Below are 20,002 nucleotides of genomic sequence, written 5' to 3' on the forward strand. Positions count from 1 at the left end.
CCAGACCCTCATTAGGAAATTAGCTTTTCAAGTTCATCTCCAGTTAAACGTTTGAGGGCCTGCAGAGATTTAGCCAATTCGTCTTCCAGCGGCGAGCTCTGCGCCTGAAGCGTTGCCACCAGCGCACAGAAAGCCTTGAAGTCGCGGGCCTGAAACAATTCACGCAACGGCACTTCGAGGTTCACCTGCTCACGGATGCGGACAATCACCTGGGTGGCCAGCAGCGAGTGCCCGCCAAGGCTGAAGAAGTCATCGTCGAGGCCAACCTGGGGCACCTGCAGTACCTCTTGCCAGACCGCTGCCAGTTGCAACTCGAGCGCGCTCTGCGGGGCGCGATAGCGGCGTGATCCCTGCAATTGGCCCGGCGTCGGCAGGGCCTTGCGATCAAGCTTGCCGTTGGCGGTCAACGGCCACGCCGCGAGGAAGACCATGTGGGTCGGCACCATGTACTCGGGCAGCGCCTGCAACAACAAGCCGCGCAAACGCTCCACAGCCTGAGCTTGATCCTCGGCGCTGGCCAGGGCGATGTCCGCGCGCGAAGCGATCAGGTAGGCCACCAGTTGTTGCCCGGCCACGCCCTGGTGCGCCAGCACCAGGGCCTGGTCGACCTCTGCCAGGGTTTGCAAACGCTCCTGGACCTCCCCCAGCTCAATGCGAAAACCACGGATCTTCACCTGGTGGTCGGCACGCCCGGCATACTCGACCGTGCCGCTGGCGGTGAAGCGCGCCAGGTCTCCAGTGCGATAGAGACGCCCGCCGGGGTTGCCGAACGGATCGGGAACAAAGCGGCTGGCACTCAAACCACCGCGATTCAAATAGCCACGGGCCAGCCCCGCGCGCCCGACATACAACTCACCCACACAGCCGTGAGGTACCGGGTTGAGGTCGCCATCGAGCACGTACCAGGACAAGTCGCCAATCGGTTCGCCAATGGGGCTGCCCTGGGCACTGCCCAGATCAGCCCTGGACAACGGCCGATAGGTCACGTGCACCGTGGTCTCGGTGATGCCATACATGTTGATCAGGCGCGGTGCCTCGTCACCAAAGCGCTCGAACCACGGCGCCAGGCTGCTGACCTCGAGGTTCTCGCCGCCAAACACCACATAGCGCAAGGCCAGGTCCAGCGTCCCGGCGGGCGCGGCGCAGGCAACCTGGGCCAGCACCTTGAACGCCGAGGGGGTCTGGTTGAGCACCGTGACCCGCTCGCGCTGCAGCAGCGCCAGGAACGCCTCGGGCGAGCGGGCAGTGTCCTGGTCGACCATGGCCAGCCGGCCGCCGTGCAGCAAGGCACCAAAGATTTCCCACACCGAGAAATCGAAGGCGAATGAGTGAAACAGGCTCCACACATCGGCACTGTTGAAGGCGAACCACTGCTCGGTGGCCGCGAACAGACGCACGACGTTGGCATGCGCCAGCAAGGTGCCCTTCGGTAGCCCGGTCGAGCCCGAGGTGTAGATCACATAGGCCAGGTTGTCCGGGTCGAGCGTGAGCTGCGGGTTGCTGCAATCACCGTCATCCGCCACCTCCAGCAGCAGGGTTGGTACGTCTTCCGGCACCGGCAGCTGCGCCAGCAATTGCTCCTGCGCCAGCAACATCGACATGCCGCTGTCCTGCATCATGTAGGCCAGGCGGTCCTGCGGGTAGTTGGGGTCGAGCGGAACATAGGCGCCACCGGCCTTGAGGATGGCCAGCAGGCCGACGATCATCGGCAGGTCGCGGGTCGCCGCCAGGCCCACCCGGACATCGGCCCCCACCCCCATGGCAATCAGCCGATGGGCTAGCTGGTTGGCGCTGTTGTTGAGCTGGCCGTAACTCAAGCACTGCTCACCGCGCGACACCGCCAGCGCATCCGGGTTGCGTTCGACCTGGGCTTCGAACAGTTCATGGATGCAGTGGCGCACAGGGAACTGTTGCGGCGCCGGGTTCCAGCAGCGCAGCGTTGACTGCTGTTGCGCCGGGTCGAGCAACGCCAGCTGGCCCAGACGTGCCTGCGGGTCAGCGGCCACCGCCCGCAGCAACGCTTGCCAATGCCCGAGCATCCGCTCGATGGTGGCCGCGTCGAACAGGTCCGTAGCGTAGTTGAGGCTGGCGCCAATGCCTTGCGCGGATTCATGGGTGGTCAGGGTGAGGTCGAACTGTGCATCCTGGCTGTCCTGGCCAACCGCCTCGACCTGCAGGGCCAGCGCGGCCTGAGGCGCTGCGCCCGGGGTGTCGCTGCGGTGATTGAACATCACCTGGAACAACGGGCTATGGCTCAGGCTGCGCTCCGGGTGCAGGGCTTCAACCAGTTGTTCGAAGGGCAGGTCCTGGTGCGCCTGGGCGCCCAGCGCCCGCTCGCGAACCTGGGCGAGTAGCTCACTGAAACGCAGGTGCCCGTCAACCTCGGCACGCAGCACCTGGGTATTGACGAAAAAGCCGATCAAGCGCTCGGTTTCCGGGCGGTTGCGGTTGGCCACAGGTACTCCGACGCGAATATCCCGCTCGCCGCTATAGCGCGCCAGCAGCGCCTGGAACGACGCCAGTAACAGCATGAACAGCGTTGCACCCTGTTGCCGCGCCAGCCCTTGCAGTGCCTGGCTCAGGTCGCTGTCCAGCTGTATCTCCACACGTGCACCGCGAAAGCTCCTGCTGGCCGGGCGCGGCCGGTCGGTGGGCAGCGCCAGCACCGGTTGCTGATCGCCCAGTTGTTCAAGCCAGTAGGCCAGTTGGCGTTCGCGCTCACCCGCTTGCATCCAGTGGCGCTGCCAGATCGCATAGTCACTGTACTGCAGCGCCACTGCCGGCAGGCTGCAAGGCTGTCCTTGCAAGCGGGCGCTGTACAGGGCCACCAGCTCCTCGACCATGACCTGCATGGAGCGCGCATCCGAGACGATGTGATGCTGGGTCAACACCAGCACGTGATCGTCGTTGCCCAGGGTCAGCAGCTTGATCCGCAACAAGGGCCCCTGGCGCAAGTCAAACAGCTGCGCGGTTTCGGCGCGGATGAACTGCCTGAGCGCCTGCTCGGCCGACTGCCCCGGCGGCACATTCAACGGCTGCACCGCAATGCGCAAATTGGCCTGGGCATCAATGACCTGGCAAGTGCCACCTTGGGCGTTCTGGATAAACCGCGTGCGCAATGTGGCATGCCGCGCGCCCAGCAGGTCGAAGGCCTGCTGCAGGCTGGCGATGTCCAGCGGGCCACGTAGACGCAGCGCGGTGGGGATGTGGTAGGCGGCGCTGTCAGGGTCCAGTTGCCAGAGAAACCACTGGCGCTCCTGGGCAAAAGACAGTGGCAGTTGTTCGAACTCGTCGCTCACCCGCGGTATCGGCAGGTTGGCGGGCGAGATGCCCTCTGCCTGCATTTTTTCCAGGTACAGCCGGCGTTTTTCCAGCGGCAGAAGAATGAAACGCTGAGCAATCTTCAAGGCGACCTGCTGATCCATCAGATGGCCTCCATTTCGTCGAGCAACGCATCGAGCCTGCTGAGTTTGTCACTGTTCAGCGAAGACCCGCTCTGTTCCAGCTCGGCGACCAAGGCGCCGAGGACCGGGAATTGAAAAACCGTTTGCGCTGTCAGTTTCATACCAAGCTCAAGTTGAATTCGCGACACGACGCTCACCACCAGCAAGGAGTGACCGCCCATCTCGAAGAAGTTATCGTTCATGCCAATCCGCTCGACCTGCAGCACCTGCTGCCAGATCTGCGCCACCTGGCAGGCCAGCTCAGTGCCTGGCGCAATGAATTCGCTGCTGCCAACCTGGCTGTCGACTGCCGGCAGCGCCTTGCGGTCAAGTTTGCCGTTGGGGGTCAGCGGCAACTGTTCAAGGAACAGCACGTGGGCTGGAATCATGTAGTCGGGCAGGTCGGCTCGCAGCGCGTGCCTGATGGCTTCGCCGGCCTGGGCGTAGGCGCTTGGCGCGAGGTCGCCATCCACCACCAGGTAGGCCACCAGGTGTGCGCCCCGCGCCCCCTGCAGCGCCAGTACCGCGGCCTCGCGCACCTGGGCCAGGGCCTGCAGGCGTGCTTCGACTTCGCCCAGCTCGATGCGGAACCCGCGGATCTTGACCTGATGATCCAGGCGGCCGATGTACTCAAGCTCGCCGTCGTCGCGGTAGCGCACCAGGTCACCGCTGCGGTACAGGCGGGCGCCGGGCACGCCGAAGGGATCCGGCACGAATTTCTCGGCGGTAAGACCCGGGCGCAGCAGGTAGCCACGGGTAACCCCGTCGCCGGCCAGCAGCAACTCACCGGCCACCCCAAGGGCGGTCGGCTGCAAGCGGCCATCGACGACGTAGGCGCGGGTGTTGGCCAACGGCCGGCCGATACTCGGTGTGCCGCCAGGGTGACGGCGCGTCCAGGTCGAGTAGGTGGTGTCTTCCGACGGTCCGTACAGGTCGTAGACGTGCTCGATGGTGCCGCTGGCATACAGCTGCTCCACCAGCGCCTGCCTGAGCGGCTCGCCGGCCAGGTTGACAATGCGCACGCCCGGCGGAATCTGCCCGGCACGCTGCAGGGCCGCGACTGCCGAGGGCACACTGTTGAGCAAACGTACCCGCTCGCGGGCCGCCAGCGTCGGCAGCTCCAGGGCATTGCGCGCCATGATCACCTGACCGCCATTGGCCAGGGTGACGAACAGCTCCCACACCGACAGGTCGAAGCAGATCGACGTCGACGCCAGCACACCCTGGATATCTTCCTGGCTGTAAACCTGCTGCGACCACTGAATCAGTGCGCCGACGTTGCGATGGGTAATCGCCACGCCCTTGGGTTTGCCGGTGGAGCCGGAGGTATAGATGACATACGCCAGGTTCTGCGCCGAGACCGCTGTCTGCGGGTTGCCAGGCGTGGTCGCCGCCTGCTCGCCATAGCCACACTCCACCGGCACGACCTGAACGCTGGCGGGCACGCTGAGGTGCTCCAGCACCTGCTGCTGGCTCAGCAGGACACGGGCGCGACTGTCTTCAAGCATGTAGGCCACACGCTCGGCCGGGTAGTCGGGGTCCAGCGGCACATACGCACCACCTGCCTTGAGCACCGCCAGCAAGGCCACCAGCATTTCACTCGAGCGCGGCATCGCCACGCCGACCCGCACCTCGGGGCCCACGCCAAGCTCGATCAAGGCACAGGCCAGAAGATTGGCCCGCTGGTTCAACTGGGCATAACTGATGTGCGCCTGACCGTCGATCAATGCCGTTGCGTCAGCCCTGCGCGCGGCCTGCGCTTCGATATGCTGATGGATACAGCGCTGGTGAGCAAAGGCCAGGGTATTGCTGTTGCAGGTTTCGAGCAGCAGCCCGCGCTCGTTGCCGGTTAGCATATCCAACTCGCCGAGGGCCCGCTGCGGCGCCTGGCAGAGTTGCTCGAGCAGGTTGTCCAGGTGGGTGGCGATACGCTCGATCTGGGCATCGCTGAACAACGCACAGGCATAGTTGAACTGCAGCACCAGTTCCTCGCCCGTCGAAACCAGCAAGGTCAGCGGGTAGTGCGTTTGCTCGTGGCTGTTGAGCCGGCCGAAACGCAAGTCCTGAGTTGCGCCCTGCTCCAGGGCCTGCGACACCGGGTAGTTCTCGAACACCAGAATGTTGTCGAACAGCGATTCAGCGCTGTGCCCGGCCCAGCGTTGAATGTCGAACAGCGGGGTATGTTCATGCTCGCGCAGGCTCAGGTTTTTCGCCTGCAGCGCCTGCAGGAAGCTGCCGACGCTTTGCTCCGGGCGCGGCGTGGTGGCAACCGGCAGGGTATTGATGAACAACCCCATCTGGCGTTCGGCATCAGGCAGTTCGACCGGACGTCCGGCTACCGTGGCACCGAACACGACCGTTTGCTGGCCGCTATAACTCTGCAGCAACAGTGCCCAGGCGGCCTGAACCAGGGTGTTGAAGGTCACCTTCTGCTCGCGGGCAAACCCATGCAAGCGTTGGCTGCGCGAGCCTTCCAGCACGTGCCGGTACTCGCGCTGATGGCGGTTGCCAGCGTCATGTGCCGTGCTTGCGGCCAGCCGGGTGGGGCCGGCCAGGTCCTGCAGTTGCGCTTTCCAGAACGCTTCACTGGCCTGCTCGTCCTGAGCCTGCAGCCACTGGATATAGTCACGGTAACGGCCGTGCAGCGCAGCCGGTTGCTCGCCACGATAGCGTTGCAGCACCTCCCCCATCAGTTGTGAATTGCTCCAACCGTCCATAAGGATATGGTGGCTGGTGTAGATCAGCTGGTAGCGTTGCCCGTCGCAGTGCACCACATGCAGGCGCAGCAACGGCGCGCAGCCCAGGTCGAAACCGCGCTTGCGCTCACTGGCCGCCAGCGCGCCCAGCGCCTCGTCCAGGTCGGCACGCTGACGCCAGTCAAGAACGGTAAAGGGCACCTCCACCGATGCTTGCACTGCCTGCAAGGGGCGTGCGCCAACGCCCTGCCAGATGAAACGGGTTCGCAGGATGTCGTGGGCCTGCACAGTGGCCTGCCAGGCGGCGGCAAAAGCCTCTACATCGAGGCCGAAAACCTCGACGCTCATCTGGTTGACGTAACTGCCCTGCTCGCGACCATCGAGGGCATGGAACAACATGCCCTGCTGCATCGGTGACAGCGGATAGAGGTCTTCGACTGCGCTCAGGTCCAACTGATCGAGCTGTGCCTGAGTCAGTTGCGCCAGGGCAAAGTCCGACGGCGTGGCGCCCTGGCTGCGTGGATCACAGCAATGGGCGACCAGCGCTGCCAGTTCCTGCTCATAGTCATCGGCCAGGCGCTGCACCGTCGAGGCAGCGAACATTTGCGTGCTGAACGTCCAGCCGATACTCAGCTCGCCATCAAACACCCGGCCATTGAGCATCAACCAGTTGGCCAGTGGAACATCGGCGCCCTGCTCGGCCCCCCGCGCCTCACCAGTCGGAGTGAACAGTGCCGCGTCGTCGGTGAAACTGCTGTCGAACTGGCCCAGGTAGTTGAACGTGATACGCGGCACCGCCAGCCCTGTGAGCCGGGCGCGATCGCCTGGTTCAGCAAAATGGCCGAGCACGCCATAGCCCAGCCCCTTGTCGGGGATCGCGCGCAACTGCTCCTTGACGGTTTTCAGGGTCGCACCCAGGTCATCACGGGCACTCAGGCGCACCGGGAACAGGCTGGTGAACCAGCCAACCGACCGGGTCAGGTCAATATCATCGAAGAGGTCTTCGCGGCCATGCCCTTCCAGCTGGATCAGCGTATCGGCCTGCCCGCTCCAGCGCGCGAGGACCCGCGCCAGCGCCGCCAGGAGCACATCGTTGACCTGCGTGCGGTAAGCATTCGGCGCCACTTGCAGCAATTGCCGGGTGAGCCCGGCATCCAGGCGAGTGACCACGCTGTGGGCGTAACGGCTATGCAGGCTGGCGTGCGGATCGTCGCAGGGTAGCGCACTGCCCGCCACCGCCAATTGCGCCTGCCAGTAGTCGACCTGCCCGCGCACGGCCTCGCTTTGGGCATAGCGCTGCAAGCGTGCCGCCCAGGCCTGTACCGAACTGGTCTTGGCCGGCAGGTTGCCGGGAGTGCCGGCCAGGGCACTGGCGTAGGCTGCCTGCAGGTCCTCAAAGAGGATGCGCCAGGAAACCCCGTCCACCACCAGGTGGTGGATGACCAGCAGCAAGCGCTGCTGCTGGTCAGGCAGCTCGAGCAGCAACGCTCTGAGCAGCGGCCCCTGTGCAAGGTCGAGGCTGCACTGGGCCCGTTCACAGGCTGCGGCCAGTTCGCTTTGGTCGTGCACGCTTGCCTGCCACAGCAGCCCTTCGTGCCGCCAGTGCTGCGCCTGTTGTTGCAGGCTGCGGTAATCGGCCCGCCATTGCCCGTCTGCCGCGCTGAAGTTCAGGCGCAACGCGTCATGATGCTGCACCAGCGCTTGCAGGGCCTGCTCCAGTGCTGGCGCCTGCAGGCGTTCGGCGGGCTTGAGCAGCACCGACTGGTTCCAGTGCTGGCGTGTCTGCATGTCTTGTTCGAAGAACTGCGCCTGGATCGGCAGCAACTGCACCCGCCCGCTGGCTGGCCCCTGATCGATCTCAAGGGCCGCGGCGCCGGTTGCCGCAACCGCCGCCAGGCTTTGCACGGTCTGATGCTGGAACAGCTGTTTGGGGGTGAAATGGATACCCGCCTGACGCGCGCGGCTGACCACCTGGATGGAAATGATCGAGTCACCGCCCAGTTCGAAAAAGTTGTCGGTCAAACCGACGCGCTCGCACTTGAGCACGCTTTGCCAGATCTGGGCAATCTGCCGCTCCAGCTCCGCCACCGGTGCCACGTATTGCTGGCTTGGTTCCAGGTCAGGTGCAGGCAGGGCCTTGCGCTCCAGTTTGCCGTTGGGGCTGAGTGGCATCCGCTCGATCAACTGGATGCGAGCGGGCACCATGTAGTCGGGCAGGTTTGCCTTCAAGTGCTGGTCCAGCGCCTGGCGCCAGGCGCCTTGCTCGGCCTGGGCGCTGGCAAAGTCCGCGCTCGGTACCACATAGGCCACCAGGCGCTGGGCGGTGTTGTCGCCCACCGCCAGCACCGCGGCCTCGCGAACCGACGCGTGTTCGACAAGGCGTGCCTCGATTTCGCCCAGCTCGATACGCAGCCCGCGAATTTTTACCTGGTGGTCGATGCGACCGGCATATTCGATCACCCCATCGGCACGGTAGCGCGCCAGGTCACCGGTGCGGTAAAGGCGCTGAGCAGCGTCGAACGGGCTGGCGACGAAACGCTCGGCGGTCAGTCCTGGACGCAAATGATATCCCCTGGCCAGGCCTTCGCCGCCAAGGTACAGCTCGCCTATCACCCCCGCCGGCAGCAATTGCAGGCTCGCATCGAGAATCCAGGTTTGCAGGTTGGCGATCGGCTCACCGATCGGCACGCTGTCCCCCGGCTCTTCCCGGCAGGTCCAGTGGGTGACGTCGATGGCCGCTTCAGTCGGCCCATACAGGTTGTAAAGCGCCGCACCGGGCAACAGGGCAAAAACTTGCGCCTGGGCATCCACCGGCAGTGCTTCGCCACTGCAGACTATCCGCTTGAGCGAGGTACAACAGGCCACCGCCTCGTCCTGCATGAACGCCTGCAACATGGACGGCACAAAATGCAGGGTGCTGACGCCCTGGTTGCGGATCAGAGCGACCAGCCTTGCAGGATCCCGATGATCGCCGGGCTCGGCGATGACCAGGCGGGCACCGAACATCAGCGGCCAGAAGAACTCCCAGACCGAGACGTCGAAACTGAACGGGGTCTTCTGCAGCACAACATCGTCAGGTGTCAGGCCGTAAGCCTGTTGCATCCAGTTAAGGCGGTTGCTCAGGGCCACATGGCGGTTACCGGCGCCCTTGGGCTTGCCGGTCGAGCCTGAGGTATAGATCACGTAGGCCAGGTTCTGCGCATCAGGCGTGCACGGCACTGGCGCCATGCCCTGGGCGGGCGTCAGTGCCTCGGGCCGGTCCAGCAGCAAGGTCTGCAGACTGCCCGGCAGGCTCAAGCGCTCGAGCAGTGCCGACTGGGTCAGCAACAGCCCGATACCGCTGTCCTCGATCATGTAGCTCAGGCGTTCGGCGGGGTAATCGGGGTCCAGCGGCACATAAGCGCCGCCGGCCTTGAGCACCGCCAGCAAGCCGACGACCATTTCCAGGCTGCGTTCGGCAGCGATGCCGACCAGCACCTCCGGGCCCACGCCTGCGCCAACCAGGCGCTGGGCCCATTGGTTGGCCTGCAGCTCCAGCGCCGCGTAGGACATGGCCTGACCGGCGAAGACCAGGGCAGTGGCCGCGGGCGTGCGCTGGGCCTGGTCGGCAATCACCTGGTGCACGCAGCGCGAGTCGGCATAGTGCTGCGCGGTATGGTTCCAGCCGTCGATAACCTGGCGTTGCGCGCGTTCACCCAGCATCGGCAACTGGCCAAGCGGCTGATCGACCTGCTCGACAAAGCCTTGCAGCAGTTGGGTCAGATGGCCGCACAGGTTCGTCACCGCAGTGTCATCGCACAGCGCCCGGTCGTAGCTGAACTGCAAGGTCAGCACCTCGCCGAGCCCCACCGCAAGGGTCAGCGCAAAGTGCGTCTGCTCCTGCATCTGCACCTCGCCGAACTGCAGCCCTTCAGGCGCACCTTGTTGCAGCGCATCGGCAATAGGATAGTTCTCGAACACCAGGATGCTGTCGAACAGCGGCTCGCCCGCCCGTCCAGCCCACCGCTGAATATCGGCCAGCGGCACCTGCTCATGTTCACGCAGCGCCACGTTCTGCGCCTGGACCTGTTGCAGCCAGTGCCCGACGCTCAGCTCTGCAGCCGGGCTGGCAATGACCGGCAGGGTGTTGATGAACAGGCCAACCTGCTGTTCGATGCCGGCAAGCTCCGCCGGCCGCCCCGCCACCGTGGCACCCAATGCCACGGAAGTCTGGCCGGTATAGCGCTGCAGCAATACCAGCCAGGCTGCCTGTACCAGGGTATTGAGGGTGACTTTCTGTTGCCGGGCAAACTCGCTCAAGCGAGCGCTTTGCGCCGGCGTCAGGCTCGCCTGGTACTGGCCCTGACCGCTAGCGGCCTGCCCGTGCGCGCCAGCCAGGGCTGGTGCCAGCAGGGTCGGCGCGGCGAGGTCAGACAACTGCGCCTCCCAGAACACGCGGCTGCGCGCATCATCCTGCGCCTGCAACCAGCCGATGTAATCGGCATAACGCCCAGGCCGCGCTGGCACGGCGTGCCCTCGGTAACGCTGGAGCACTTCGCCCATCAGCAACGAGCTGCTCCAGCCGTCCATCAGGATGTGATGACTGGTGTGGATCAGGTGATAGTCATGCTCGCCGCTACGCACCAGCAGCAAACGCAGCAATGGCCCGCAGCTCAGCTCGAAACCCCGTGCGCGCTCAGTGTCCGCCAGTTCCTGCAGGTCCTGGGCACTGCCCGGCCGCCCGCGCCAGTCAAGGACCTCAAACGGCAGCTCGACCTGTTTGAGCACCACTTGCACAGGCGTGTCGGCATCGTCAGGCCAGATAAAACCACTGCGCAGCACTTCATGGGCCTGCAGGCACGCCTGCCAGGCATCGCGGAAGCGCTGCAGATCCAGCCCGCGGATATCCACGCGCAACTGATTGATATAGTCACCCGACCCCTGCTCATAGAGGGAGTGGAAAAACATGCCCTGCTGCATCGGCGACAGTGGATAGAGGTCCTCGATATCCGCGCCATTGCACGCCAGCCGGTCCAGTTGCGCCTGGCTCAAGCGCGCCAGCGCGAAGTCGGACGGGGTAACCCCACGGTGGCGTGGATCACAGCAATGGCTGATCAGGCTGCGCAGCTCGTCGGCATACTCATCGGCCAGCGCCTGCATCTGCGCGCGGTCGAACATCTGCTCGCTGAAAGTCCATTCCAGGCTGAGCTCGCCCGCGTAGACCTGGCCGTTCAAGGTCAGCCAGTTGCTCAACAGTGCCTGCGGGCTGCGCTCCTCGCCCTTGTCCTCGGTACTGGGGACAAACAGGCCTTGCCCATCGGCAAAACTGGCATCGAACTGCCCCAGGTAGTTGAAGGTGATCCGCGGTTGCGCCAGGCCACGCAACTGCAGGCGCGTCGGCTCATCGGCCAGATAGCGCAGAAGACCGTAGCCGATGCCCTTGTCAGGCACCTGGCGCAGTTGCTCCTTGATCTGCTTGATCGATTGCCCAAGGTCGTCGCAAGCCGTCAGACGCAGCGCAAACACGCTGGTAAACCAGCCCAGGGTCCGGCTCAGATCGATATCGTCAAACAGCGCTTCACGGCCGTGGCCTTCGAGGCGGATCAAGGTATGCCGGTCGCCGGTCCAACGGCTGATGACACGGGCCAGGGCCGTCAGCAGCAAGTCGTTGATCTGCGTACGGTAGGCAGCAGGCGCCTGTTGCAGCAACTGGCGCGTCGCGGTGCTGTCGAGCCGGGTCTGGACGCTGCGGGCGTGACTGGCCAACAGGCTCGCCTGCGGGTCACGGCATGGCAAGTCGTTGGCGCAGCTCAACTGCTCACGCCAGTAAGCCAGCTCGGTGTCCATGCGCCGCTCGCGGGCTCGCACCTGCAAACGCTCGCTCCAGGCCTTGAGCGAACTGGTCTTGTCCTGCAAGCGCAGCGCTTGGCCAGCCATCAGCTGCTGGTATGCCTGCTGGATATCCTCGAGCAACAGGCGCCACGACACACCATCGACCGCCAGGTGGTGAACCACCAGCAGCAGCCGCTGCGAGCCATCGGCCAAGGTTGCCAGCAACCCGCGCAGCAGCGGCCCGTGCTGCAAGTCCAGACTGCGCTGAACCTCGTTGCAGCGCGCGGTCAGGGCCTGCTCATCCGCCACGTCAGCCTGCCACAGCAATGCCGCTGGCAGGCGCGTCAACGCACCGTAGGTGGCCTGCCAGCTACCGTCGGCCTGGCGCTGGAAGTTCAAGCGCAGCGCATCGTGATGCACCACCAGCGCTTGCAGCACCTGCTCCAGCAGCTCGGCTTGCAAGGGCGCTCGCGGTTGCAGCAGGACCGATTGGTTCCAGTGCCCAGGGGCATGCAGTGACTGCTCGAAAAACGCCTGGGCAATCGGCAGCAATGGCACCTCACCGACCACCGGCGCTTGTTCGAAGCGCTGCACGCCACCCAACCGGGCGACACTGGCCAGGCCCTGGACAGTCTGCTGCTGGAACAGATCGCGCGGGGTGAAATGAATGCCGGCCTGGCGTGCGCGGCTCACCACCTGAATGGAGATGATCGAGTCGCCACCGAGCTCGAAGAAGTTGTCCTGACGACCAATGGCCTGGCGCTTGAGCACCGCCTCCCAGATCGTTGCAATGCGCTGTTCCAGCTCATTGGCCGGTGCCTGATAATCTTCCTGCGCGCGCTCCAGGCCGGGCTGCGGCAAGGCCATGCGGTCGAGCTTGCCATTGGCCGTCACGGGCAGTTGGTCAAGCAGCACCACGTGCGCGGGCACCATGTAGTCCGGCAGCACTGCCTGCAATTGCTCGCGCAGCTGGCTTGGCGGGGTGCCAGCGTCGGCGACCACGTAGGCAACCAGCTGTTTGCCAAGGCTGGCGTCAACGGCCAGCACCACCGCTTCGCGCACCGGTACCAGGGCCAGCAACTGCGACTCGATTTCCCCCAGTTCGACACGCATGCCGCGGATCTTCACCTGGTGATCGATACGGGTAACAAACTGCAATTCGCCGTCAGCCCCCCGCCGCACCAGGTCACCGCTGCGGTACAGGCGTGCGCCCGGGCGGCGGCCGAACGGATCGGGGACAAAGCGCTCGGCCGTCAGCCCAGGGCGGCGGTGATAACCACGCGCCAGCGCCGCGCCGCCGATGTACAGCTCACCGATGGCCGCCGGGGCCAGCACCTCAAGACCGCCACCGAGCACATACAAGGCGGTATCAACCAGCGGCCGGCCAATGCCTACCCGTGTATCGCCGGCGGTTGCGCGTTGGCTGTGGCTGGCATTGATGGTCGCCTCCACGGGCCCGTAACGGTTGTACAAGGCTACGTGGGGCAGGCGTTGCAGCACCTTGTGCTGCAGCTCGCGGGACAACGCCTCGCCCCCACTGAACAGATTGCGCAACGACGTACAGCCTTCAAGCCCAGGGGTTTCAATGAACGCCTGGAGCATCGAGGGAACAAAGTGCAAGGTACTGACCTGATGAGCCTGGATCAGCGCCAGCAGACGCTCCGGGTCTCGCTGGTCGCCCGGTTGCGCCAGCACCACCGGCGCACCACAGGTCAACGGCAGCAACAGCTCCCAGACCGAGACATCAAAACTGCTTGAGGTTTTCTGCAGCACCGCGTCTGCGGGGCTCATGGCATAGGTATCGCGCATCCATTGCAAGCGCCCGCTCAAGGCCCCATAGCGATTACCCGCCGCTTTCGGCCGGCCGGTGGAACCGGAGGTATAGATCAGGTAGGCGAGGTTCTCGGCCTGCTGCACAATCGGCAAAGGCTGGTCGCTGCACTGCTCCAGGGACGGATCGTCAAGCAACTGCACAGGCAACGGCAGGTCGCCGGGCAGGCGCGAGAGCACCGACGCCTGGCTCAGCAGCAGGGCAATACCGCTGTCCTCGATCATGTAGGCCAGGCGCTCGCGCGGATACTCAGGGTCCAGCGGTACATAGGCGCCACCGGCCTTGAGCACGGCAAGCACGGCCACGACCAACGCCATCGAACGCTCGACGGCGATGCCCACCAGAACCTCCGGCCCAACCCCCGACGCCCGCAGGCGCTGGGCCAGCCGGTTGGCCTGGGCGTCGAGCTGCGCATAACTCAAGGTCGCCTCGGCAAACACCAGCGCGGTTGCCTGGGGCCGGGTTGCGACCTGCTCGGCGATCAGGCTCAGCAGGCAAGCCGGGACGCTGGCTTGCGGGTCATTGCAGGCGTCGAGCAACTGACGAGTCTGGGCATCGTCGAACAGCGACTGTTCCGCCAGGCGCTGGTGCGGCTCGGCAAGGCAGCGCTCAAGCAGGTAACGCCAGTGTTCGCCGAGCCGCTCGATGGTGGCTGGCTCGAACAGGTCACAGGCATAGGCCAGCGACGCCTTGAGTACCCCGCCCTGGTCCTCGGTGTTGAGGGTCAGATCGAAACGCACCGTGTCGCTGCCCCGATCGAGCGCCTCGACGGTCAATCCCGGCAGGCGCCACTGGTCAACCGCCGGTTGCGCCACCTGGTGGTTGAACATCACCTGGAACAGCGGGCTCTGGTTCAGGCTGCGCTGCGGCTGCAAGGCATCGACCAGGTGCTCGAACGGCAGGTCCTGATGGGCCTGGGCCTCGAGCACGCGCTGCTTGGCCTGCTGCACCAGCTCGACGAACGACATCTGCCCATCGACCTGTGCCCGCAGTACCTGGGTATTGACGAAAAAACCGATCAGCGGCTCGACCTCGGCCCGTGTCCTATTGGCGATCGGCGTGCCAATGCGGATATCCGATGCGCCGCTGTAGCGATGCAGCACCGCCTGAAACGATGCCAGCAGCACCATGAACGGCGTCGCGCCCATGCTCGCGGCGAATGCGCGCACCGCTTGCGCAAGGCTCTCGGACAAGGCAATCGGCACCCGTGCGCCACGTGCACTGCGCGACGCCGGGCGTGGGTAATCGAGGGGCAGCTCGAGGTTGACCGCCTCCTCTCCAAGGTTGGCTTTCCAGTACGCCAGTTGCCGTTGCGCTTCACCGGCGTCCAGCCACAGGCGCTGCCAACGTGCATGGTCGGCATATTGCACGGCCAGCGGCGCGGGTACGGCCTGCTCGGCGTCCGCGACCAGGCGCGCATAGCCGTGGGTCACTTCTTCGACCAGAATCGGCAGGGACCAGGCATCACAAACGATGTGATGGGTGCAGAACAACAGCACATGTTGCTCGGCATCCAGCCTGAGCAGCGTGGCCCGCAGCAACGGCCCCTGCTCCAGGTCGAAGGCTTGCCGGGCCTGGCGTTCAATCTCCTGATCCGCCAGTGCCTGGCCGTTCTCGCCGCTAAAGTCGAGCAGTTGCAGTTCAAAGCGCGCAACGGCCTCGACCTGCTGCAACACCTGGCTGTCCTGCAGCACAAAACGGGTGCGCAGGACTTCATGGCGGGTCACCAGCGCCTCGAAGCTTTGCCGCAGGCTTTCGACATTCAACTGTCCGCGCAAGCGCAGCACGGCCAGTTGGTTATAGGCGGTGGAGTCCGGCTCCAGTTGCCAGAGAAACCACATCCGTTGCTGGGCATGCGAGGCGGGCGTCGCCTCGCTGGGGTCTTCGCGCCGGGGAATCGGCAGGCTTTCCAGCGACAGGCCTTGCTCAAGCATGCGCGCCTGCAAGGCGCGCCGTTCAGCAGCGGAAAAACGGGTGAAGCGCTCAGCCAGCGCCAGCATTCGTTGCTCAAGCATGCTCATTGCTCCTGAGCCTCGGCAAACAGCGCTTCGAGCGCCTGGACCTTGTCTTCGCTGACCGCCTCGTCACGGTGCATCTCGATCTGCCGGGCCAGCAGCTCCACGGTTTCGCCCTCGAAGAACACCTTGAGCGGCAAGGTGACATTGAGCCGCGCCTGAACCTGGGAACGAATCCGCGTGGCCAGCAACGAATGCCCGCCCAGGGCAAAGAAGTTGTCGTTGATACCCACCCGCTCCAGTTGCAAAGCCTCCTGCCAGACCTCGGCCAACAATTGCTCGAGCTCATTGCCCGGCGCGACGTAGGCAACACCGTCCAATGCCCGCGCAGCCAGGGCGGTCCGGTCAAGCTTGCCATTGGGGGTACGGGGCAGGCTTTGCACCGCCTGCAACGTCGAGGGCACCATGTACTCAGGCAACTGCTCTCGCAACAGTCCCAGCAATTGCACGGTCCGCGGCTGCGCATCGGCCATGGCGGCCAACACCACATAAGCCACCAGTTGCTTGCCGGCGGCGGTGTCGCGGGCGATGGCCACGGCCTCGCGCACGCCCTCCTGCGAACCCAGCAGCGCTTCGATCTCACCCAGCTCGATGCGGTGGCCACGAATTTTCAATTGATGATCCAGCCGACCGAGGTAATCGACCAGGCCGTCGGCGCGCACACAGGCAAGGTCGCCGGTGCGATAACAGCGCTGGCCCGGCTCGCTGGCGAACGGATCCGGAACGAAGCGACTGGCCGTCAGCCCGGGCCTGTTGAGATATCCCCGGCTAAGCCCGGCACCGGCAACGTACAACTCACCCTCCTGGGCAACCCCCGCCCAGCGCTGTTGATCATCAAGAACATACAGGCGAGTGCCGGCAATGGGCTCGCCGATGGCGACGCGCAGTTCAGAATCACCGCGATCCTCTGGCGCCACCTGGTAAGCGCAGCACCAGACAGTGCTCTCCGAGGGCCCGTATTCGTTGACCAGCGTTACCCCCGGCAGTGCCAGGCGGTGGCGGCGCAGCAGCTCGGGAGGACAGACCTCGCCGGCAACAATGGCGCAACGCAACGCGGGCGCCGCCTGCAGATGCTCAAGCACCTGGGCGTGCAGCGACGGCAGGGCGAGAAAGTGCGAGATGGCCTGGCGCTCTATCAGTTGGGCAATGGCTTGAGGGTCCTTGTGCGCCTGCTCAAGCGGCAGGCACAGGCTGCCGCCCTGCCCCAGGGACCAGAAAATCCCCGCCACGGAGCTGTCGAACGAGAACGACGAGAGCATCAGGAAGCGTTGCACCGGCTGCTGATAGAACTGCACCCGCGCCTGGGTCGAGGCCAGCGCATTGGCGTGGCTGACCATCACCCCCTTGGGTGTGCCGGTGGAGCCTGAGGTGTAGATCACGTACGCCAGGTCATCCGCCTCGCCGCAACTGGCCAGCGGGCTGTCATCGACCTGATCGAGCGCCTCGTCATCCAGGCTGAGCAGGGTTGTCGTCGCCGGCATGGCGATAGCCGGATCAAGCGCCTGCAAGGCAATCAGGCACTCTACCCCAGCGTCCTCGAGCATGAAGGACAGGCGCTGCGCCGGATACTGCGGGTCCAGCGGCAGGTACGCCGCCCCCGCCTTGAGGATAGCCAGCAACGCCACGACGATCTCCACCGAACGTGCGCCGTAGACGCCAACAATCGCCTCACGGCCGATTGCGCGCTGGTTCAGGACGCGGGCCAGCTGGTTGGCACGGCGCTCAAGCTGGGCATAACTGACCTGCTGCTCGCCGATCTGGATCGCTGTCCGTTCGGGATGCTGCTGCGCGTGGCGCTCGAACAACTGGTGCAACTGGCGGCTGGCGCTCTCGCCCAGCGACTGGCTGCGGTCCAGTGCCTGCTGCAACGGTCGGGCCTGGGCGGCATCCACCAGGGCAACCTTTTGTGCTGCTTGCCGGGGGTCAGCCACGGCTTGAGTGACGAACTCAGCAAACTGAGCCAGCCAGGCGCGGCCCAGTTCGGCGCTGAACGAGCCGGCCGGCGACAGCAGGCGCAACAGCAGATCATCACCGCTGGGAGCTACCTGCAGGTGGAGTTTTTCCAGGCTGGGGCGATCCAGCCGGGCCCCCTCAAGCGGCTGATCAGCCCAGGAAAAACCGAAGTCCAGCCCCGCGCCCTGGCCACCGAGCATGTCCAGTTCGTTGAAGCAGTCCTGCCAGGACTGGCTCAACTGCAGCTGCACGGCAAAGTGCTCGGCGTAGCCGTCCACGGACAGATCAGCCTGGCGACTGAAGGCAACCGGCAAACGCCAGGCCAGATGCCCCAGGGTAGAGTGCAACTGCTCGTTGCGCCCGCTTATTGCGCAGGCCACCAGCCAATGCTCGCGGCCACTCAGGCGACCGACGAACAGCCCCCAGAGCAACAGCAGTGATGCTGCGTCCGAGTCCAGTCGCCATTGCTGGCGCAGGGTGCGCAGCCCCGGCACAACCGCTGGCAAATGCTGCTCGTGTTGCTGCAATGCCCCCATGAACGGGGTGAGCCGTTCATAAGGCAGACGCGAGTCGACCTGCATGTCGCGGTACAGATTGCGCCAGAACTCGCCCCCCTTGCGGCCGATGTCCTCCTGCGCAAGGCCAGCCTGCCAATCGGCGTAGTCGGCGTATTGCAACCCGTCGAAGGGGGCCAGCGACTGCCCCTGGTAGAGTGCGCGCAATTGCGCCTCCAGCAAACCCAGGGCAACCTCATCCAGGCTCGCCAGGGGCGCAGCGACTCGTAAGCGGTGTGCATCCTCGCCACTGCCCAGGCCCAGCACCAGGCTGTGGCTTGCCAACTGCGCCAGGCACGCTGGACCCGCCTGTTCGAAGGTGCCCGGCGCCACCGACAGCAGACACAGGCGCGGCTGGGCATGAATCACCTGAACCGGACGTTTCATCCCCGGCATGTTTCGGTACTCGGTGCGCAGGATCTCGTGCCGTTCACTCAGGTCAATCGCCGCCTGCTCGAGCCGCTGGCGATCGATGGGGGCATCGAACGTCATGATCAGCTGGGCGCCGAGGACCGTACCACGGGCTTGCTGGGCATCGAGAATGGACGCTTGCTGGGCGGAAACCTGGAAAACTTCGGAAGGGTCGACTGGAGCGTTCATGGGGAATCCTTAACCAATTGCCACATCGACGCTGTTCAGCGCGATAGCCATTGCAGTGAGTATTTTTCGCGGCCCGGTGTATTCGTTGCGCGCGTGAACCGTAAGAATGTTGTCGAGAATCACCACGTCGCCCTGCTGCCAGGGGAACTCGACCATGACCTCTCGATAGATTTGTTGCAGGTGGGTGATGTAGTGCTCGGGGATTGCCGAGCCGTCACCGAAGAAGGTGTTCTGCGGCAGGTCCATCGGCGCGAACTCGGCCAGCAGGCTGGTGCGGATACTGTCTGGCAGCGTCAGCGCATTGAAAAAGGTCGCGTGATTGAACCAGACCGTCTCGCCCGTACGCGGATGACGGACCATGGCCGGACCGCGCTGGCGCGTGCGCAGCCGGTTACCGGGCTTCCACTGCGGCTCGACGCCGATCTTGCGGCAGTAGGCTTCAACCGCCTCGCGGTCTTCGGTCTGGAACACGGTCTGCCACGGCAAGCCCATGCCATCCCCATAGTTGCGCACATACAGCACGCCTTTGCGGGCAAACGCTTCACGCACCTGAGGATCGATCCGATCGAGAATCAGCCGTGTATCACCCAAGGGCGTCTCGCCCCCGGTCTGTGACGCCAGGTCACAGTAGAAATACAGGTGCAAGGGAAAGACCGGCGAATAGGAGTGCTCGTTGTGCGGGAAGATCTTCTCCACCGCCGGGTAGTCTGTGGAGCTGTAGACATTCAACTTGCGGGTAATCTGGGTACGTGGCGAAGCCCGGAACAAATATTCGAGCGCGCCGCCGGAGATCACATCGACACAGCGGTTGAAGGTTTCAATGTCCTGTACATCGAAACCACGAAAAAGAATCGCCGCGTGCTTGTCCAGCTGTTGCTCGATCAGTTCGCGGTTTTCGCTGGCCCATTGCACCAGGCCCACGCCGGGTACGGTCGGGCGACACAGCAAGGGCATAGAGCCGCCTTCCAGCAGCGGCGAAAACGCCACCAACTGCTGGGCGCTGGCACCAAGGCTCTTTCTTCTGCCTTTGGCCAGTGCCGGTATGACGTGAGACTGGAAATCCGACATTTAACACCTTCCATTCGCTGATTCGACATTG

At 64.6% G+C, this 20,002-nt stretch carries 4 protein-coding genes; all 4 read right to left on the reverse strand.

Translation table 11 applies throughout. From position 1 onward, the window contains the following. Positions 1-11: 11 nt before the first annotated feature. Genes LOY34_RS17580 through LOY34_RS17595 form a run of 4 tightly spaced genes read right to left on the reverse strand, consistent with a single transcriptional unit; the run spans position 12 to position 19,971 of the window. Entirely contained in the window at positions 12-3,425 is a 3,414-nt protein-coding gene (locus LOY34_RS17580) for a non-ribosomal peptide synthetase (RefSeq protein WP_195884609.1), read from the reverse strand. Continuing rightward, on the reverse strand, positions 3,425-15,796 hold the full coding sequence (locus LOY34_RS17585; protein WP_195884610.1) for a non-ribosomal peptide synthase/polyketide synthase: 12,372 nt from the start codon (positions 15,794-15,796) through the stop codon (positions 3,425-3,427). The genes LOY34_RS17580 and LOY34_RS17585 overlap by 1 nt, the downstream gene beginning before the upstream one ends. A 2-nt stretch (positions 15,797-15,798) precedes the next feature. Then, complete coding sequence (locus tag LOY34_RS17590) at positions 15,799-18,903, reverse strand: amino acid adenylation domain-containing protein (RefSeq protein WP_195884611.1); 3,105 nt, start codon at positions 18,901-18,903, stop codon at positions 15,799-15,801. Positions 18,904-18,912: 9 nt separating this feature from the next. Further along, positions 18,913-19,971 (reverse strand): TauD/TfdA family dioxygenase, encoded by a 1,059-nt coding sequence (locus LOY34_RS17595; protein ID WP_045194609.1) that lies wholly within the window; start codon positions 19,969-19,971, stop codon positions 18,913-18,915. Positions 19,972-20,002: the final 31 nt, after the last annotated feature.

It is taken from the genome of Pseudomonas sp. B21-009 (assembly GCF_024749345.1).
Lineage (GTDB): Bacteria > Pseudomonadota > Gammaproteobacteria > Pseudomonadales > Pseudomonadaceae > Aquipseudomonas.

Bases quoted from the DNA above. Each gene is read 5' to 3' on its own strand.
- LOY34_RS17595 (WP_045194609.1), bottom strand. From the start codon at position 19,971: ATGTCGGATTTCCAGTCTCACGTCATACCGGCACTGGCCAAAGGCAGA.
- LOY34_RS17585 (WP_195884610.1), bottom strand. From the start codon at position 15,796: ATGCTTGAGCAACGAATGCTGGCGCTGGCTGAGCGCTTCACCCGTTTT.
- LOY34_RS17590 (WP_195884611.1), bottom strand. From the start codon at position 18,903: ATGAACGCTCCAGTCGACCCTTCCGAAGTTTTCCAGGTTTCCGCCCAG.
- LOY34_RS17580 (WP_195884609.1), bottom strand. From the start codon at position 3,425: ATGGATCAGCAGGTCGCCTTGAAGATTGCTCAGCGTTTCATTCTTCTG.